This window comes from Streptomyces sp. NPDC051738 (assembly GCF_044453205.1).
Classification (GTDB): domain Bacteria; phylum Actinomycetota; class Actinomycetes; order Streptomycetales; family Streptomycetaceae; genus Streptomyces.
In genome coordinates this window covers 262,871-280,557 of sequence record NZ_JBITCM010000009.1, presented here as the reverse complement: position 1 = coordinate 280,557, position 17,687 = coordinate 262,871, and the positions used below count along the sequence as shown (strand labels likewise).

12 protein-coding genes are annotated in these 17,687 nt (G+C 71.0%); 1 reads left to right on the top strand and 11 read right to left on the bottom strand.

Annotated features, from left to right (window positions below; all coding sequences use genetic code 11):
• Positions 1–3 precede the first annotated feature (3 nt).
• From ACIA8X_RS23050 to ACIA8X_RS23020, 7 genes are all read right to left on the bottom strand, one after another.
• Positions 4–3,876, bottom strand: a complete 3,873-nt coding sequence (locus tag ACIA8X_RS23050; protein WP_393457986.1) for a lipopolysaccharide biosynthesis protein — start codon at positions 3,874–3,876, stop codon at positions 4–6.
• Positions 3,869–4,669: a polysaccharide deacetylase family protein gene (locus ACIA8X_RS23045; RefSeq protein WP_393457984.1), complete on the bottom strand. Its 801-nt coding sequence runs from the start codon at positions 4,667–4,669 to the stop codon at positions 3,869–3,871. Before ACIA8X_RS23045 ends, ACIA8X_RS23050 begins: the two co-directional genes overlap by 8 nt.
• Positions 4,666–5,700 (bottom strand): glycosyltransferase family 2 protein, encoded by a 1,035-nt coding sequence (locus tag ACIA8X_RS23040; protein WP_399458998.1) that lies wholly within the window; start codon positions 5,698–5,700, stop codon positions 4,666–4,668. Before ACIA8X_RS23040 ends, ACIA8X_RS23045 begins: the two co-directional genes overlap by 4 nt.
• A complete protein-coding gene (locus tag ACIA8X_RS23035; RefSeq protein WP_393457979.1) occupies positions 5,697–6,560 on the bottom strand; it encodes a glycosyltransferase family 2 protein in 864 nt (287 codons plus the stop codon). The genes ACIA8X_RS23040 and ACIA8X_RS23035 overlap by 4 nt, the downstream gene beginning before the upstream one ends.
• Before the next feature lie 374 nt (positions 6,561–6,934).
• Positions 6,935–8,032 (bottom strand): GNAT family N-acetyltransferase, encoded by a 1,098-nt coding sequence (locus ACIA8X_RS23030; RefSeq protein WP_399458996.1) that lies wholly within the window; start codon positions 8,030–8,032, stop codon positions 6,935–6,937.
• A 1-nt stretch (position 8,033) separates the two neighbouring features.
• Positions 8,034–8,354 (bottom strand): hypothetical protein, encoded by a 321-nt coding sequence (locus ACIA8X_RS23025; protein WP_393457973.1) that lies wholly within the window; start codon positions 8,352–8,354, stop codon positions 8,034–8,036.
• 250 nt (positions 8,355–8,604) lie between these two features.
• Positions 8,605–9,813, bottom strand: coding sequence for a S8 family peptidase (locus ACIA8X_RS23020; RefSeq protein WP_399458995.1), 1,209 nt, complete (start codon positions 9,811–9,813; stop codon positions 8,605–8,607).
• A gap of 318 nt (positions 9,814–10,131) precedes the next feature.
• On the opposite strand from ACIA8X_RS23020, the gene ACIA8X_RS23015 reads away from it, so the two are divergent.
• Positions 10,132–10,941, top strand: coding sequence for an SGNH/GDSL hydrolase family protein (locus tag ACIA8X_RS23015; protein WP_399458994.1), 810 nt, complete (start codon positions 10,132–10,134; stop codon positions 10,939–10,941).
• A 4-nt stretch (positions 10,942–10,945) separates the two neighbouring features.
• Here the strand turns inward: ACIA8X_RS23015 and ACIA8X_RS23010 are convergent, their stop codons facing one another.
• The 4 genes from ACIA8X_RS23010 to ACIA8X_RS22995 all read right to left on the bottom strand — a co-directional run bounded on the left by ACIA8X_RS23010 (position 10,946) and on the right by ACIA8X_RS22995 (position 17,658).
• Positions 10,946–12,577, bottom strand: a complete 1,632-nt coding sequence (locus ACIA8X_RS23010; protein ID WP_399458993.1) for a serine/threonine-protein kinase — start codon at positions 12,575–12,577, stop codon at positions 10,946–10,948.
• Positions 12,578–12,640: 63 nt separating this feature from the next.
• On the bottom strand, positions 12,641–14,353 hold the full coding sequence (locus ACIA8X_RS23005; protein ID WP_399458992.1) for a nickel transporter: 1,713 nt from the start codon (positions 14,351–14,353) through the stop codon (positions 12,641–12,643).
• Positions 14,350–15,921, bottom strand: a complete 1,572-nt coding sequence (locus ACIA8X_RS23000) for a tetratricopeptide repeat protein (protein WP_399458991.1) — start codon at positions 15,919–15,921, stop codon at positions 14,350–14,352. The genes ACIA8X_RS23005 and ACIA8X_RS23000 overlap by 4 nt, the downstream gene beginning before the upstream one ends.
• 198 nt (positions 15,922–16,119) lie before the next feature.
• Entirely contained in the window at positions 16,120–17,658 is a 1,539-nt protein-coding gene (locus tag ACIA8X_RS22995) for a DUF4331 domain-containing protein (RefSeq protein WP_399458990.1), read from the bottom strand.
• Positions 17,659–17,687: the final 29 nt, after the last annotated feature.

Genomic DNA, 17,687 nt, shown 5'->3' with positions numbered 1-17,687 from the left:
GCCCTACTTGATCGTCAGGAACCGCTGCACCAACGAGGCCAGCAGCACCGCCAGCAGCGGCAGTGAGAACCAGAAGCTGCTCTGCAGCCACCGCAGTTGCCGCACGCTCGGCGCCATCGCCACCCGCACGATCTCGCGCGCCATCAGCAGCACGATCAGCGCCAGAGCCGCGAGCCCGCCGACCACCGACCACGGCGTCCAGGTCACCTGCGGTCCGATCGGACCGGGGTCGGCCTTCGGGATCTCGCCCGCCGGCTGCTTGCGCAGCGCGTACATCGTCACGTCGGCGTTGACGAAGACCTTCTTCAACTCCTGCCGCTTGTCCAGGTTCTGGATCAGCCGCGACTCCCAGGTCGCCGAATAGCCGACGTCCAGTCGGAGATAGGTCACCTGGCTGCGGTTGATCATCAGATACGAGTTCGGGCCGGCGTCCTTGAGCGCCTTCACCAGCCCCGACACCAGCACTGGGTCGGCCGGCGCCAGCGTGGGCAGGTACTCCACCTTCTCCATGTCCCGCGCGCCCCACGGCATCGACGGCGTCACGACGCTGACCGGGTCGTCGCTCAGCCACAGCAGCCTGAGGCTCGGATCGTCATGGGCGTACACGTACTCCATGGCGGCGACCTCGCCGGGCCGCACCCGCTCGAACGGCTCGTTGCCCCAACGGGCCACCAGGAAGCCGCCCATGAGCACCAGGCCGGCCATGAGCGCGGCCAGCGGGGCGAGGCTCACCCGGTCCTTGTCGCGCTCCTTGGCGGTGACGCCGGTGCGCGGGAAGAAGGCGAGTCCGGTCAGCAGGGCCGCGCCGGGCAGGGCGAACATGAAGACGCGCAGCGCCATCTCGCCGCCGTACGACTGCATGCCGAAGCCCAGGAACGGCACGAAGGTGAGGACGAGCAGCGAGCGCTCCCGGTAGTGGTGGAAGCGCCGGCGCCACCAGCCCCAGCAGGCGAAGGCCATCACGCCGCCGGCCAGCAGCACGCGCGCGTAGAGGACGAGTTTGTGGGTCGAACTTCCGCCCTCGATACGGCCGGAGACGGACGACGTGACATTGCCGCCGACGCCGCCGACCCCGCCGAAGAGTTCGTCGAAGTGTCCCGACCAGTAGGGCTCGGCCAGGAAGCCGATCCAGACCGTCACCATCACGCCGAACAGGATGGGCAGGCCGCGCAGTTCGGACCTGCCGATCAGGACGAGGGCCGTCAGTACACCCAGCATCACGAACGGCGTGAGCTGGTGGGCCGGGACGCTCGCGGCGAACAGCCCGATCACGACCATCAGCAGCACGGCCCGCTGCCGTCGGTCCGTCGGCTCGACCTCGACCTCGCCGGGCCGCCGCTTCGTCCAGATCACCCGCGGCGCGCGGAACCAGACCAGCAGGATCGCCGCGAAGACCAGGTACAGCAGATAGGTGAAGCCCTGCGGTGAGAAGTAGTCCTGGCCCACCCAGCCGCTGAGCACGAAGACCCAGATGCCGGTCCACTTGGCGCGCCAGCTCGCCCGCATCGAGCGCACCAGCAGGAACATCGGCACCAGGTAGAGGAGTTGCATGGCCAGCGGCCACCAGCGGATGACCTCGGTGAAGTCGCTGACCCCGCAGGCCTTCGCGGCGAACGCGGCCACCGCGAAGAAGCCCGGCCAGCTCCAGCGCGCGTCCAGGTCGGGCACGGCCGATCCGGTGCGGTCGATGTAGTCGAGGAAGCCGAGGTGCTGCCAGGCCGTCGCGAACCTCGGCTCGGTCTCGATCAGGGCGGGCAGGGCGTGCAGTGACACGACCGTCGCGAGCAGCGTGATCAGCAGCAGCGCCTTGTGCTCGCGCCCCAGCCACAGCAGCGAGGCGAACACCACCGCCAGCAGCGCGGCCCCGACCAGCGTCGGCATCGGCAGCACGGAGACCAGCCCGAGCCCGCCCATGCCGTCCAGGTCGGCCTCGCCCAGCCGCAGCGCGGGCACCCAGTACAACAGCAGCGCGGCGATCAGCAGACAGCCGAGGACCACTCCGAGGCGGGTGGGCAGCAGCCGCTCCCGCCAGGTGAGCGAGGGCACGGCAGGCTGTCGTACGGGATCTTCGGGCATGGGCGGCTCTTCCCGTACGGCTGTCTCCTGCCGTACGACGGCCTCCTCCCGTACGGCAGCCTCCTCGGGCTCCTCCGGTGCGGCCTCCTCGCCCCGGCCCGCGTCGAAGTCCGTGTCGAACGGAGCGTCCGCCTCGAACGGCGCGTCGACCTCGGCGGGCCCCATCGAAGCCTCCGAGCCCGGCTCCCGCTCCTCCACCGGCAGCCCGACCTCCGGCTTGCGGGCCCAGGTCGGCCGGTGTTCCGGGCGTACCGGTGGCGTGCCCGTGGGTGGCGTCCCCGGGCCCGGGCGGACGTCCGGCCGGCGTTCCAGGTGGTCGAAGTCGACGTGGACGCCGAGGGTGAGGGTGTCGGTGTCGAGCGCCCAGCCCGGCATGCGCTTGCGCTCCCCCTCGGGTGCCTCGCGCGCCCCCAGGTCGGCGAGGTCACCGTCGGGGGCCGCGTCCTCGGGCACCTCGGCCGAGGTCGCACGCGCCGTCCGGTACAGCTTCGGCGCGGCGATCGTGACGATCACCGCGAGGGAGGCGATCTCGGCGACACCCGCGCCGGTCAGGCCCATGCGGGGGAGCAGCAGCAGCGTCAGACCGAGCACCAGGGCGCACAACAGGCCCTGCAGCCAGGCCAGTCCGGCGGTACGGCTCTGCGCGCGCAGCACCGCGAAGTACGTCTCCATGACGACCCGCAGCAGTGCGCCGACGGTGAACCAGCGCAGCAGCGGGGTCGCCGCGTCCGCGTAGCCCTGGCCGAAGACGCCCAGGATCCAGGGCGCCCCGAAGAACAGGATCGCGGCGACCGGCACCATGATCCGCGCCATGCGCCTGAGCGCCGCCCGGGTGTTGGCGGCCAGCCGCCCCGGGTCGTGCGAGCCCTCGACCGTGAGGGAGGCGCCCATGTTGATGGCGAGCAGATTGACCGTGCCGCCGATCGTGGCCGTGATGTAGAAGTACGCGTTGTCCTCGGCGGAGACCTGCGCGGCCACGATCACCGGGATCAGATAGACCACGGCGAGGGAGAACAGCGAGCCGGTGTAGTCGCCCGCCAGGAACCTCCCGATCTCCCTCAGGGACGGCGGCCTGCCGTTGTCCGCGGTCGCCTTCACATGGCGCGGCACCAGGCGCCGGAACACCAGCCAGCCCAGCGGCAGCACCGACACCGCGATCGCCGCGACCCACGACACGAAGACACCGGCGGTGGGGATCGCCACCGCGAAGGCCACCAGCAGGCCCAGCTTCACCGCGGAGAACACGGTGTTGCCGACCGGCACCCACACCGCGCTGCGCAGCCCGGTCAGCACGCCGTCCTGGAGCGTGAGCAGGTTCCAGGCGATGACGGCCACGACGAAGAAGAGCCCGCCCGCCGCCCCGTTCAGGAACCGGTACGACGGCCCCCACAGGTCCAGCGTCAGCAGGAAGGCGCCCGCGGCCAGCGCCACCACCACACAACTGCCCGCGTAGGTCCGGAAGATCAGCCGGCCGCAGTTGTGCCCCGCCACCGGTATGAACCGGGCCAGCGCGCCCGTCAGCGTCACCGCGGTCAGACCCGCGAGGAACTTCATCGCGGCGATCGCGGCGGAGCCCTGGCCGACCGCGGCCTCGGAGTAGTAGCGGGCCGCGGCCAGCCAGAAACCGAGCCCCAGCACGGCGGAGATGCCCGTGTTGATCATCAGGGCGTAGGCGTTGCGAAACAGCTGACTTCCCCCGGAGGACCCGCCCATGCCGGGCAGGCGTAGCCGGCGCCCCGACTGCTCGGGCGCCGCCTTGTCGGTCGATGCCGGCTCGGTCGTGGTCGTCGTGTCAGACACGGGAACGGATGGCCTTCCGGCGGACCTGGCGGGCTCTACGGACCACGGCGTACCCCTTGGTGAGGGCACGGTCCCTGGCGAAGGCGCGGGCGATGGCACGGCCCTCGACCATCCTCCCGAACTCCTCGATGCCGGTGGTGCGGCGCACGGTCAGCCGGGTGAGGGCGTACGGCCCCTGCCGGCGCCGCGCGAGGCCGTTGTTGACGGCGAGCGCCTGGGCGTACCCCGTCTCGCGCACCGTCTCGCGCACCCGGCGGCTGGAGTAGCCGTACGGATAGGCGAACGAGGCCGGGACGGTGCCGAGTTGGTCCGAGACGATCTCCTTGCAGAGGATCAGCTCGGAGCGCAGGCTGTCGTCCGGGAGCTGGTCGAGCTGCGGATGCGTGTGGCTGTGGCCGCCGATCTCGACGTCCGCCTCGGCCAGTTCGCGGACCTGGTCCCAGTCGAGCATGGTGTCCAGGCCGCCGCCCATGTCGTGCGGGCCCTTCAACCAGCCCGTGGAGACGAACACCGTGGCCGCGAAGCCGTGCTTGGCGAGCACGGGCAGCGCGTGCCGGTGCACGCCCTCGTAGCCGTCGTCGAAGGTGATCAGCACGGGGCGTTCCGGCAGCGGTTTGCCGGAGCGCCAGCGGGCCGCGAGGTCCGCCGTCCGGACCGGCGTCAGGCCCAGATCGCCGATCAGCGCCATCTGCTCCGCGAACGCCTCCGGCGCCACCGACAGATCGCGGGTGGCGTCGTTCGGGGAGGTGGAGACGGCGTGGTACATGAGAATCGGTACGCGCGCGTCGGTCATCTGCCGCCCCCTTCGATGCCCGGTGCCCCCTCGCTGCCCGGTGCGCTGTCGATCCCCGCCACCGAGTACGTGGCGCCGCCCCGGCGCGCCCGGACACTCCCGACCACGTAGCCACCGGCCGCGGTGAACACCCCGGCGACGATCGCGCCCGCCCGCCCCGCACCGCCCGGCCGGGCCAGCAGGGCGTCCCGCAGCCCGCGCGCCACCCCGGCCGGCAGGACGCGGGTGGTGTACCGGCGTTCCGACTCAAGTCCCTTGTCGGCGCCGACACTTCGGGCCACCAGCGCCTTCGACAGGCCCTCGGCGTACGTGCGCGTGCGGAAGTACCGGAAGTGCTCACGCGGTCCGGGCACCCGGTGATGGATCACCGCCCGGTCGTCGATCAGCAGAACGGCGTCCGGCCTCGCCCGCGTCAGCCGGATGCACAGCTCCGTCTCCTCGCAGCCCAGCGGCAGCCGGTCGCCGTCGCGCCCGATGCCGGTGGCGAAGCCGCCCGCGAAGTCGAACGCCGTACGCCGGAAGGAGGCGTTGCCGCCGAGGACGTTGCGCACCCGGACCCGGCCGCGCGGCAGGCCCCGGTAGGTGCAGCCCACGACCCAGTCGAACTCCTCCGGGAACCAGTCCGGCCGGCGCCCCGACGCCCAGATCGGCTCGGTGCGCCCACCGACGGCCATCACACGCGGGTCGGCGTACCCGGCCGCGAAGTGCTTCAGCCAGTCCCGCTCGGCCACCGCGTCGTCGTCGAGGAACGCGATCACCTCGCCGTACGAGGCGGCGATACCGGTGTTGCGGCCGGCGGACAGGCCGCGGGGGCCCGCGTTGGCGAGCACCCGCACCTCGGTCGCGCCTTCCTCGGGCTCCTTGTACTCCTTGGTCAGCCGGTCCAGGAGCGCCTCGTTGTGGTCGACGACCAGCAACGTCTCCAGGGCCGGATACGCCTGCGCCCGCACCGAGGAGACCGCCGCGAGGATGTCCTCCCAGCGGTCCTCGGTGTACACGCAGATCACGACGGAGATGTCGGGACCGCTCAAGACGCCTCTCCCCGGACCGAGGGAACCGGCGGAACCGAACGGACCGACGGCACCGAATCGAGCATCGGAGAGTGCGCCGCGGCACTGCGGCGGCGCAGAGCACGCCGGTTGGAGCGCTCCGTGAGGATCACCTTGAGCACCCGCAGCCCGTCCCGCACGGCCCGCAGATTGCTCGTGCCGTGGATGCGGAGGTACTCGTGGCTCGGTATCTCCTGCACCTTCAGGCCCGCCTTGACGACCCGGATGTTCATCAGGGTCTCCACCTCGAATCCGGTGCAGTCGAGGTCGATCTTGTCCAGGCAGTGCCGCCAGAACGCGTTGTATCCGTAGCAGAGATCGGTGTAGCGGGCGCCGAACTTGCGGTTGACGGCCGTGCACAGCGCCCAGTTGCCCAGCTTGCGGATCGGCGTCATGTCGTCCGTGCCGCCGCCGTTGGCGAAGCGGGACCCCTTGGCGAAGTCCGCGCCCGAGACCAGGGCGGAGACATACGACAGGATCTCGTTGCCGTCGGCCGAGCCGTCCGCGTCGACCATCACGATGATGTCGCCGGTGGCCGCCTCGAACCCGGTGATCAGGGCATCCCCCTTGCCCTTGCCGCGCTGCCGCACGACCTTCACCTCGGGCCACAGCTCACGGGCCACTTCGACGGTGTCGTCGGTGGAGTTGCCGTCCACCAGGACCACTTCGTGTATCCAGTCCGGCAGTGTCTTGAAGACGTACGGAAGGTTCTCGGCCTCGTTCATGGCCGGGATCACCACGCTCACCGGCGGCGCGATGGCCAGGTGAGTGGAGACGGGCCGGTACTTGCCGACCGGTGACGGATCTTGGCCCGCGACCGCAGGCTGCAGAACAGAACTCATGAGTCAGGTCCCTCTCGTCCGGTGGACCGCCCGCCCCTGGGCGGCCCGGCATTGTGTCCGGTTCGAAAGGGGGGTTCTTCTCACTCACGGCACGGACGAGCGACTCTCCGTGCACGTGTGGTGAGCTGGCATATCTGGCCGGCCGTCGAGGAATCGGCAGCCGGTCGCGCGGCACGACTCGGTCAAAAGTGCGAACACCTTCACCGAGCACCCCCCTACCGCGCCCCGCGCCGGAACCGTCGCGGCACTTGAGCCCTCCCCTAGAGCCGCTAGCCGACAGTCCGATGCGAGTGAGATGTACGACGGTATTGATGATTGAGCCTGTATGGCAAGAGCTGGAACGAGCCCTCACGTTTTTGTTGGTTTGACCGTACTTACGTACGTCCCGAGCGGATCTGCCCCATACGCTTGAGGAGCCGGTCCGCCGGTTCGAACAGCTCCGGCCGTGCCTGCACGGTGTTGCGCAGCGCCCGGACCGGGGCACGGCGTGCCCGGTGGGCGAACGCGACCGGGTGACGCCGGGTCACCCACCCCTCCGACACCGTCAGCTCACGTGTCTTCAGGGAGTCCTTGTACTCCTTCTGGCCCCGGCCGAGATCGAGATAGGCGATGCCGTCGGCGGCTGCCGCCTCGGCCATGCGCAAGTGCAGGACCAGCCCCGGCGAGTACTTCGAGAACGCCGGGTCGTAGGCCGGGAACCAGCAGGCCAGCACGCGCTCCGAGCGCAGCCCGAAGTGCGCGGCGATCGGCTTGTCGTGCGCGTACAGCACCGACAGGATCCCCGCGAACGGCTCGGAGCGGGTGTGGAAGAGATGGTCCACGAGCCGGGTGATCCACTCGTGCGCGAACCGGTCGCTGCGTCCGGTCCTGCGGTACTGCGCGGACTTCCAGGCCGTCAGCGTGCGCAGGGCGGCCGGATCGCGCTCGTCGTGCACATACCGCACGCCGTCGTGGTCCCGGCCCAGCTTGCGCTCCTTGGCGAGCGTGGACTTGGTGAACTTCGGTGCCTGTGCGCGGAGTTGGGTCAGATACGCGTCGTAGCCCTGGTCGACGTCCATGACCGGGGACGGGTAGCTGCCGGACGCCTCCGCCGCGAACGCTGCCTGGCCCTGCACCAGGTGGTCGAACTCCCAGACGGCGAGCCCGCACGCCTTCAGCAGTTCGCGGGCGTCCCAGGTGAACCCGGGCCGGTGCACCACCCCCTGGGCGTCCGAGACGCCGAGCCCGATGGCCCGGCCGACGCCGGACGCCGTCCGCTGGAACGGGAAGAACGCGGCCGGCTCGCCGCCCTCCCGTACGACCGCGATCCGCACCCCGCGCCGGCAGCGGCCGATCGCGAGGGCGAACTCGGGGGCGAGGAACGGGTTGCCCAGCTCGGGCGAACCCTGGAGATGGGCCTTGGACTGCATCGATGTCCACGCCGCCCGGTCGGCGGAGCTGAGCTCGCCGGGGCGGTACACGCTGATGTCCACGTCAGTCAGTCCGCCTTCGCGTCGTACGGCCGCGCAGCCGCCGCACCAGAACCAGCAGGAGCATGAGGGTGCTGATCGCGGTCACGGCCACGATCCCGCCGCGTACCGACCACCGGTGCACGGCCAGCATGCCCTGGGTCACCAGCATGTTGACGACGACCGCGCCCGCAACCGAGGCGACGGCACGGCCGAAGGGTTCCAGCCCGCGCAGCGCGGCGGCGATCGCCCCGGCCGGTGCCGCGAGCAGGAAGAACAGGGTGAAGGGGCCGCGCAGCGGCGAGCCCGAGTCGACGAGCGCGAGGACCGCGCCGATTCCCCCCACAGCCGTAGCGGCACCCGCGAGCAGCGGCGTCAGGTCCCTCCCCGGTCCTGCTCGCGCCCGCTCGGTGTCGTGAGCCTCGGCTCTGGATGAAGCTGTCTTGATACGTAAGGTCTGCATTGGCGACTTTGCCCCCCGAAGCGCCGGATGCCGGGCTTCAATGTCGCTCAGCTCCGTGGGGGCCGTCAAGACGTTCCCCCGGAGACGGCGGGCGTCTCCGGGGGAACGGTGGATCACTTCGTGCGGTGCGCTGTTACGGGACGAGCTTCAGGAGCCTGTTGGGGGAACCGCTGCCCGGGCTGGTGACCACGCTGGTGGTGGCACCGGAGGTCAGCGCCGAGGCGACCGCGGCCGGGGTGGCCGAGGTGTGGCTCGCCAGGTAGACCGCGGCCGCACCCGCGACGTGCGGGGTCGCCATCGACGTACCGGAGATGGTGTTCGTCGCGGTGTCGCTGGTGTACCAGCCGGCCGTGATCGAGGAGCCCGGCGCGAAGATGTCCAGGACCGAGCCGTAGTTGGAGTAGCTGGCCCGGGCGTCCGAGCTGGTGGTGGCGCCGACCGTGATCGCCGTCGAGACGCGGGCCGGGGAGTACGAGGAGGCGTTGGCGTTGCTGTTGCCGGCCGCGACCGCGTAGGTCACACCGCTGGCGATCGAGTTGGCGACCGCCGTGTCCAGCGAGGTGGAGGCGCCGCCGCCGAGCGACATGTTGGCGACCGAGGGACCGGAGTGGTTGTTGGTCACCCAGTCGATGCCCGCGATGACGCCCGCGGTCGTGCCGGAGCCCGCGTTGTCGAGCACGCGCACCGCCACGATCTTCGCCTTCTTGGCGACGCCGTAGGTCGAGCCCGCGATGGTGGTGGCCACATGGGTGCCGTGGCCGTTGCCGTCGGAGGCGGTGGTGTCGCCGTCGACGGCGTCGTAGCCGTAGGTGGCCCGACCGCTGATCTGCTGGTGCGTGATGCGCACGCCGGTGTCGATGACGTACGCCGTCACACCGCTGCCCGCGCTGTCCGGGTAGGTGTAGGTGCCGGACAGCGGAAGCGCGGCCTGGTCGATGCGGTCCAGGCCCCAGGGGGCGCTTGACTGCGTGGTGTCGGCCAGCTGGACGCGCTGGTTCTGCTCGACGGACGCGACGGCCGGGTCGGCCGCGAGTCTCTTGGCCTCGCTCGCGGAGAGGGTGGCGGAGTAGCCGTTCAGCGCCTTGGTGAAGGTCTTCTTCACCGTGCCGCCGTACTCCTCGACGACGTCCTTGCCCGCGGCCGAGGCCGCCTTGAGGCCCGCGCTCTTCTTGAGCGTGACGATGTAGCTGTCCTTGATCGCCGTGGCGGAGCCGGCGGCCAGGACCTTGCCCTCGGCCGGGGCGGCCTGGGCGGGGAGGGCGGTGAGTCCACCGACGAGGGCGGCGGTCGCCAGGCTGGTTATCGCGGCGAACCGGACCTTGTTGCTACGCAGTTGTGCCATTACGAGGGAGTCCTCCTCTAGGCGGCGCGCGCCCTGGTGGGGCGCGCGTCTGTGGGGGGTGCGCGCGTGATCGCGTGCACGACCTCGGAACGTCGCGTTCCCGTTCCCAAGCCGAGGTAAAGGATCTGTGGTCCCGGTGTGACCGACAAGGGAGTTGACGGGTTGTCAACAACTCTGTCATGAACACGCAACAAAACCCACAGTAAACCGACAGGGTAAAGGTCGCGATGCCCTGAAAATTCTTGGCATGAACACTTCCTGTCAACACGCGTAGTTGGTACGACGGTTATGGCAGAGATCCTGCTATAGGGAGGTTCCATGAGACGTTCCCGACTTTCCGCATACGTCGCCTCACTCCTCCTCGCCGTCGGCACCGCCCTCACCGGGGCCGGCGCCGCGCAGGCCGCCGAAACCGCCGCCACCGGCGGCTACGTGGCCCTCGGCGACTCCTACTCCTCCGGCCTCGGCGCGGGCAGCTACCTCGCCTCCAGCGGCGACTGCGCACGCAGCACCAGGGCGTACCCGTACCTGTGGGCCGCCGCCAACTCACCCTCGACGTTCGACTTCACGGCCTGCTCGGGCGCTCAAACGGGTGATGTGACCGCCAGTCAGCTCGGCCCGCTCAGCGCCACCACCGCACTCGTGTCGATCACGATCGGAGGCAACGACGCAGGTTTCGCCAACATCATGCAGACCTGTGTGCTCCAGGGCGACAGCGCCTGCGTCTCACGCATCAACACCGCGAAGGCGTTCGTCGACTCGACGCTGCCCGGTCGGCTCGACACCGTCTACTCGGCCATCCGAGCCAAGGCCCCGTCCGCCCATGTGGTCGTACTCGGCTACCCCCGCTTCTACAAGCTGGGCGCGTCCGGGTGCGTCGGCCTGTCCGAGACCAAGCGAAGGGCGCTCAACGACGCGGCCGACTACATCGACACCGCTACCGAGAAGCGCGCCCTGGACCACGGCTTCACCTTCGCCGACGTGCGACCGGCCTTCACCGGGCACGAGATCTGCTCCGGCAGCTCGTGGATGCACGCCGTGAACTGGCTCAACATCTCGGAGTCCTACCACCCGACGGCCGCGGGCCAGTCGGGTGGTTATCTGCCGGTAATGGACGCCGCGGCCTGAACCTCTAAGGGCTCGGCGACCCGGTAGGCGTTGGCGAGACCCCGTCCGTCGGGGTCTCCGTCACGCAAGTCACCGAGAACGGCACCGAGTTGGACTTCGTCTCCGCCGGGTCTCGGACCTCGACGCTGATCTCGTTCTCGAAGGTCCCGCTGTCGTCGTACGTGGTCACGAACGCCCGGTCCTGTTTGCTCCGCCCCCCGCCCTCCGGGAACGACAGGGTCTTCCAGCCCTGGTCCATGACGTCGCCGTCCTGCGACACCCAGCGATAGCTGACCTCCGCCGGCAACCGCCCCACCGTGAACGTCGCCGTGAACGCGGGCGCCTCGCCGTTAGGCGGCGGACAGGACCCGGAGTACTCCAGGTTCGAGCCCGCCAGCGTCACCTTCACGGACTGCGGGGCCGCGGAAGGCGTGTCACTCTCGCTCGGGCTCGGCGTCGGGCTCTGGCCCCCGCCGGAGGCGTTCTCGTCCTCGGTCTCCGTAGGCGAAGTCCCGCCGCCGGTCTGGCTGGTGGTGCCCTCGCCGCCCGCCTTGCGCCCGTCGTCCCCGCGGTTGAGCAGGGCATACGTCAGTCCTGCCACGGCCAGTGCGAGGGCGGCGACGCCGGCGATCAGGGCGATTGCGGCGCGGCGGTTGCGGTCGGGGCGGACGGGGGTCGTGGTGGAGGCGGGGGTGCCGGTGACGGGCCGGGTCGATGCGGGCGGCGGAACGGGGGCCGTCGGGGCCGTCGGGGCGGTCTGCGGTGGCGCCGGGAACGCCGCGACGGTCGGGGTGTACGGGGTCGCCTGCACCGCGTCCGCGCGGGGAGTGCCGCCCGCTCCGATGATCCGCAGGTCCTGCTCGGCCCGCTCGGCCGGCAGCCGCTCGGCCGGGTCCTTGCGCAGCAGCCCCTCGATGACCGGGGTGAGCGGACCGGCCCGGTGCGGCGGGGGCAGTTCCTCGTCGACGATTGCGCGCAGGGTGCTGAGCGGGGTGTTCTGGCGGAAGGGGGAGTTGCCCTCCACGGCCGCGTAGAGGAGTACGCCGAGCGACCAGAGGTCCGACTCCGGGCCGGGTGTCCGGCCCAGCGCCCGCTCCGGGGCCAGGAACTCGGGGGAGCCGATGACCTCGCCGGTCATCGTCAGCGCGGAGCTGCCCTCCACCATGGCGATACCGAAGTCGGTCAGGACGACCCGGCCGTCGTTCGACAGCAGCACGTTGGCCGGTTTCACGTCCCGGTGCAGCACCCCGGCCTCGTGCGCGGCCCGCAGCGCGGACAGCACCTCGGCACCGATGTGCGCGGCGCGCTGCGGGCTCAACGGGCCCTCGGCGTCCAGCTGCTCGGCCAGCGAGATGCCCCGCACCAGCTCCATCACGATCCAGGGCCGGCCGTCCTGCGTGGCCACGTCGTACACCGTGACCACATTGCGGTTGGCGACCCGCGCCGCCGCCCACGCCTCGCGCTCCAGCCGGGCGTACATCCGCTCGACCTCCGCGGCCGGCAGCCCGTGCGGCGCGCGCACCTCCTTGACGGCGACCTCGCGGTGCAGCAGCTCGTCGCGGGCCCGCCACACGGTTCCCATGCCGCCCTCGCCGAGCGGGGACAGGAGGCGGTAGCGGCCCGCGATCAGACGTTCACTGCCCGGTTCTTCGGACACGGGCGTCCCCCATTCGCATCCGAGCGAAATCTCCACTCCGAGTGATTTCTCCCCAAAAGTAGCTCAGCCGAGGGCGGATGCCGCCCCCTGGAACACCAATCCGGCCCCGATCAGTACGACGAGCACCGCGGATCCCAGTGGGGCGGTCCGGCGGACGAAGACCGTCAGGGGGTGGGCCATCCAGCGGGGCTGCTTGTCCAGCAGCCGCGTCACTCCGGTACCCAGCCTCACTACGGCGAACCCGGCCGCGGTGAGGGTGAGCGCGAGCCCGACGCCGTACGCGACGACGAGCAGCAGCCCGAACCACGCCTTCCCGAGCGCCGCCGCGCCGACGAGCACGACGACCGCGGAGGGACTGGGCACGAGCCCGCCGGCGAAGCCGAGAAGGATCGTGCCGCGGAGGGTGGGGGCGGTGGGGTGGGAGTGGGTGAAGCCGCCGTGGGTGTGGGTGAGGAGGCCTCGGGTGGGGGTGTGGGTGTGGGGGTGCGGGGAGGTGTGCGTGTGGGGGTGGGGGTGGTCTTGGTCGTGCTGGTGGCTGTGGTCGTGCGCGTGGGTGTGGCCTGGTGCGGGCGTGTGCGTCTCTGTCGCGGCGCGCGTGTTTGCGGCGACCAGGACCGGTTGGCGTTCGTGTGAGTGCTCGCGGTCGTGGTCATGGTCGTGGTGATCGTGAGGGTGCTCATGCGGGTGGTCGTGCCCGTGCGGGTGGTCGTGATCGTGACTGTGTGGGTGCGGGTGTGCATGGTTGCGGATGTGCCAGGCCCGGCGTACCAGCGTCGCTCCGGCCAGCGTCACCAGGACGCCGCTCGCGACGCCCAGCCAGGTGATCACCGACGGTGCCGCCGCCGAGCCGGCCGTGACCAGGAGGCCCAGGGCCACCACGCCCAGGGTGTGAGTCACCGTCACCGAGGCGGCCAGGGGCATGACGTCCTTGAGACGGGCCTGGCCGCCGCGTGCCGTCGCGACCGCGGCCATGATGGTCTTGCCGTGGCCCGGGGCGAGCGCGTGCATCGCGCCGAGGAAGATCGCGATCACCAGGGCGAGGGCGGCGAAACCGACGGTGAGGTCCTGGCGGGAGACCAGGCCGTCCAGGGCCCGGGTCCAGCGGTCGGCGCCGCGCGGCAGGACGGACGAGCCGGGGGCGTCCTGGTCCGCCTCGGCGAGGGCGGGGCCGCCGGGGCGCACGCGCAGGGACGCGGCCTTGGTGTCGGCGGGGGAGGAGAGCAACTCCTCGGGATACTCGGTCAGTTCACGGGAGATCGACTCCTTGGGCACGTCCGAGGCGGCGAGCGTCATACGGTCGCCGCGTGCCGTGATCTCCCGCCAGCCGGGGCCGGCCTCCGCGCCCGCGCCACGGAAGCCGAGGTCGACGGTGGCGTCCTCGGGAAGCGGTGCCGTCAGGCGGCACTCCACCCGGAGCGTGTCGAGCCCCGCCTGACCGGGCCGCACGCGCGCGTGGCTGCTGTTCAGCGTCAGCGCGACCGTACGGCCGTCCACGGTGACCTCGCTGCCCTGCGCCGCCTGCTCGCAGCGCTGCCGGGCCCACGCCCTCATGCCCGCCTTCTCGATGTCCGGCTCGGCCTGCGTAGCCGGGATCTCGGCGAGGTCCTCGACATGGTGGACGCGCAGTTCGCCGGGGGCGGCGACGAGGCCGTCGTAGCGGTTGACGGTGAAGTTGCCGAGGGGGTGCGCGCTCGCGGGAGGGGAGGCGAACAGCGCGAGCGCGCAGGCCGCCGTGAGGACGGCGGCGCCGGAGGCGAACAGTCGACGAGGGGTCACTTGGCCGCCTCCAGGTCCTTGAGTGCCGTACGGGCTTCCCGGGCGCCCAGCGGCGAGAAGCCGGGGTTCAGCTTCAGCGCGGCTCGCAGGTGCTCGCGGGCGTCCTCGGCGTTGCCCGTGGCGCGCTCGATGACGCCTCGGTGGTAGAGGAACGCGGCGTTGCGGTAGCCGGTGGCCGTGGCCTTGCGGGCGTACGGGAGGGCTTCGTCGTCCTGGCCGTTGACGTGCAGTGCCCAGGCGAGGGCGTCCGCGGTGTGCACGGTCTGCCGGCGGTCCCACTCGGCGCGGGCGGCGCGCAGGGCGGAGGCCTTGTCGCCGTGGTCGGCCGCCGCGAGGGCGGTGTCGAGGTCGGCGTTGACGCCGTTGGCGCGGGCGAGGGCCGTCCAGGCGTCGACGAGGGCGTACTGGTCGTCGGCCTTGACCTGGTCGCCGGCCGACTCGTACAGCTCGCCGAGCTCGACGAGCGGGCCGGGGAGCGGGTACCGGGAGACCACGTCCGCCAGCCCCTTCGTCGCCGCGTCCCGGTCGCCGCTCGCCGCCTGTGCGCGGGCGCGGCCTTCGAGGGCGGGGACGTAGTTGTCGTCTGCGGCCAGCGCGCGGGCGTAGTGGGTGAGGGCGCTCTCGTAGTCGCCCTGGTTCCAGGCGAGTTGGCCGAGCTGGGTGGCGACGTACGCGATGTCGCCGGGGGTGACCGCGGAGGAGAGTGCCTGGTTCAGCACGCGTTGGGCCGTGCGGACGTCGCCGCGCAGCTCGCGTACGTACGCGTAGCGCGTGAAGACCGGGATGCCCGGGCGGCGGTCGTCGGCCGTGTCGGCGGCCTTGGCCGCGTCGGCGTAGCGGCCGAGTTCGACGAGGGCGTCGACGCGGGTGCACAGGGCGCGTTCGCTGTACGGGTTCACCTTCAGGGCCTGGTCGGCGTACTTGAGGGCGTCCTCGAAGTCGTGGCGGGCTGCGGCGAGGGCGGCGCGGCCGGCCAGGGCCTGGTCGTTGTCGCCGTTCAGCGAGAGGGAGCGCTTGAAGGCACGGTCGGCCTGGGGGTAGCGGGAGGGGTCGCCCTTGGTGCGGGCCTGCTCGACGTAGGCGAGGCCGAGGGTGGCCCAGCCGCTGACGTCCCTCGGCTGGTCGCGGAGGTGGGCCTGGAGGGAGGCGATGCCGGTGTCCAGGTCGCCGGTTGCGAGGAGGCCGGGGGAGACGGCGGCGGAGGCGGGGGCGACGCCGGTGGCCGCGTCGTCGTGTACGGCGCCGAGGGCGATGGAGCCGGCGGTGAGGGCGATGGCCAGCAGGGCGGCGCAGCCGGCGAGGTGCAGGGCGCGGCTGCGGCGGGCGGCGGCGGTGTGCTGCACCGTGTGTTCCTCGCCCCCGCCGCCCCTACCCGTCCCATCCTCCAGAGGCTCTGCCCCTTCGACCCCGCCAGGGGGCTCCGCCCCCTGGACCCCCGTCGGCCTGAACGGCCTCGTCCTCAAACGCCGGACGGGCTGGAATGCGCTCCGCTTCTGCCGCCTCGCGGCACCGGTGGCCTCACTGTGCTCCTCGTTCTCCGGTGCGCTGTCGTTCGTACGCGGGGCCATGCCCTCTCCTCGGCTTTCCAGGGGCGGTCGTTGTCGCGTGGGGCGGCGCGGCCCGCGCCGTGGGGGATGAGTACTGCGCGGGCCGCGCCAGTCGATGGGCCGTTCGGCATCGCCCCTAAGGGGCGCGGGGCTGTTTCGATATGCGGCTCAGCCGCGTGGGCGCGACCAGCCACAGCGGGCCCGCAGAAGACCGACGGCCTAGTACGCCCGATCCCGCATCCGGCGCCACCACATCAGGGCCCCGCCGATCAGCAGGATCCCCAGCGCACCGGCGCCCGCCGAACCGGCGATCAGCGTCGTGTCATCCATGCCGGAGGCACCCGCACCCGCCGGCTGGAGCGCGTCGCCGAGCTGGCTGCGGACGTCCGTTTCGCCGTCCGTTCCCTTGGCGAGCGGGCCACGTGAACCCTCGGTCGGCAGGGCGACGTACGGGAAGGCCTTCTCGAAGTCCTTGTCGTTCTTGTCGACCGCGTCGCCCAAGTCGTTCTTGGCGCCCAGCAGTTCACCCTCGACGACCTGGAGCGAGGCGTCGATCACGTCGTCGGTGAGGCGACGGCCGTTCGGGAAGCCCGCGTTGTCGCCGTCCAGGACACCGAGCCGCTTGGGTTCGGCGGCCGGCTCGATCGAGGTGTTGAGGCGCAGCATCTCCGAGGGTGTGACGTGCGGGGGCTGGTTGAGGTCCTTCACGCCCTTGAGGAAGACGTCGACCAGGTCGTTGCGCGGCTCGTCGGGCGCCGGGATCTTGTAGATCGCCTCGATGAGCTTCGGCAGCTCGGGGTTGGTGACGTTCTTCAGGAACTGGGCGTCGTCCCAGGGCGCGGACGCGTTGAACTTGTCCTTGTCCTTGAGCGGGTTGACGACCTCGTTCACCAGCGGGTTGCCCAGGCGCGAGACCTGCTCGAAGTAGCCCTTGGCGTTCTTGCGTTGCGTGGTCGACCAGATGCCTACGATCGGCTGGTCCGCCGACTCGGCGATCATGTGGGTCGGGACCTGCAGGGCTATGGAGTTGACGTTGTAGCCCTTGAGCGTGTCGTTGCCGACCTCGGAGAGGTTCCCGCCGTAGAGCAGGTCGAAGACGCGCAGGTCCAGGAAGAACGGGTCGTCGGCCTGGCCGGCGAACGACGTCGCGTCGCCCGCGAGCTTGTGCACGGCCTGCTCGCGCAGCTTGGCGTAGTCCGGCATGGACGCCTTGCCGACGTTCGACGGGGCCACCGGCACGTCGTTGGCGACCTTCGTCTTCGACACCGGGTACTGGTCCTTGAGCTTGATCAGCTCCACGTCGTACGTCTGCGTGATGTTGAGGTCCTTGTCGTCCAGACTCTCGACCGGACCGGTGTTGTACAGGAACGTCTTCTTGTTCTTGATGTGTGTGGCGAAGGTGAAGCGGTAGAGCAGATCGCCCTGCGCGTCACCGTTGTTGTCGATGTGGATGTCGTACTGCGCGTCCTCGGCGAACGTGAAGAAGTTCGGTCCACCGGCCGGTTCCTCGAAGGGGATCCAGTTCGCGATGATGGTCGTCGAGTCCGGCTTGTCCGGGCTGACGAACGCGTACACGTCCGTGTTGTCGTACTGCGGTGTCCCCGAGATCAGCGGGGCCTCCCGGTGGCTGGAGGCGAAGGCCGCCCCCGGTGCCAGCGCGGCGACGCCGGCGGCTGCGAGCCCTCCGGCGGCCAGCGCACCACATATGAGGGTCGCGAGGCCCTTGCGTCCCGCACCGCTCCTGGAAATAGGTGTCATGCCGTCCGTCCTCCGTGCCAACTTGCCTG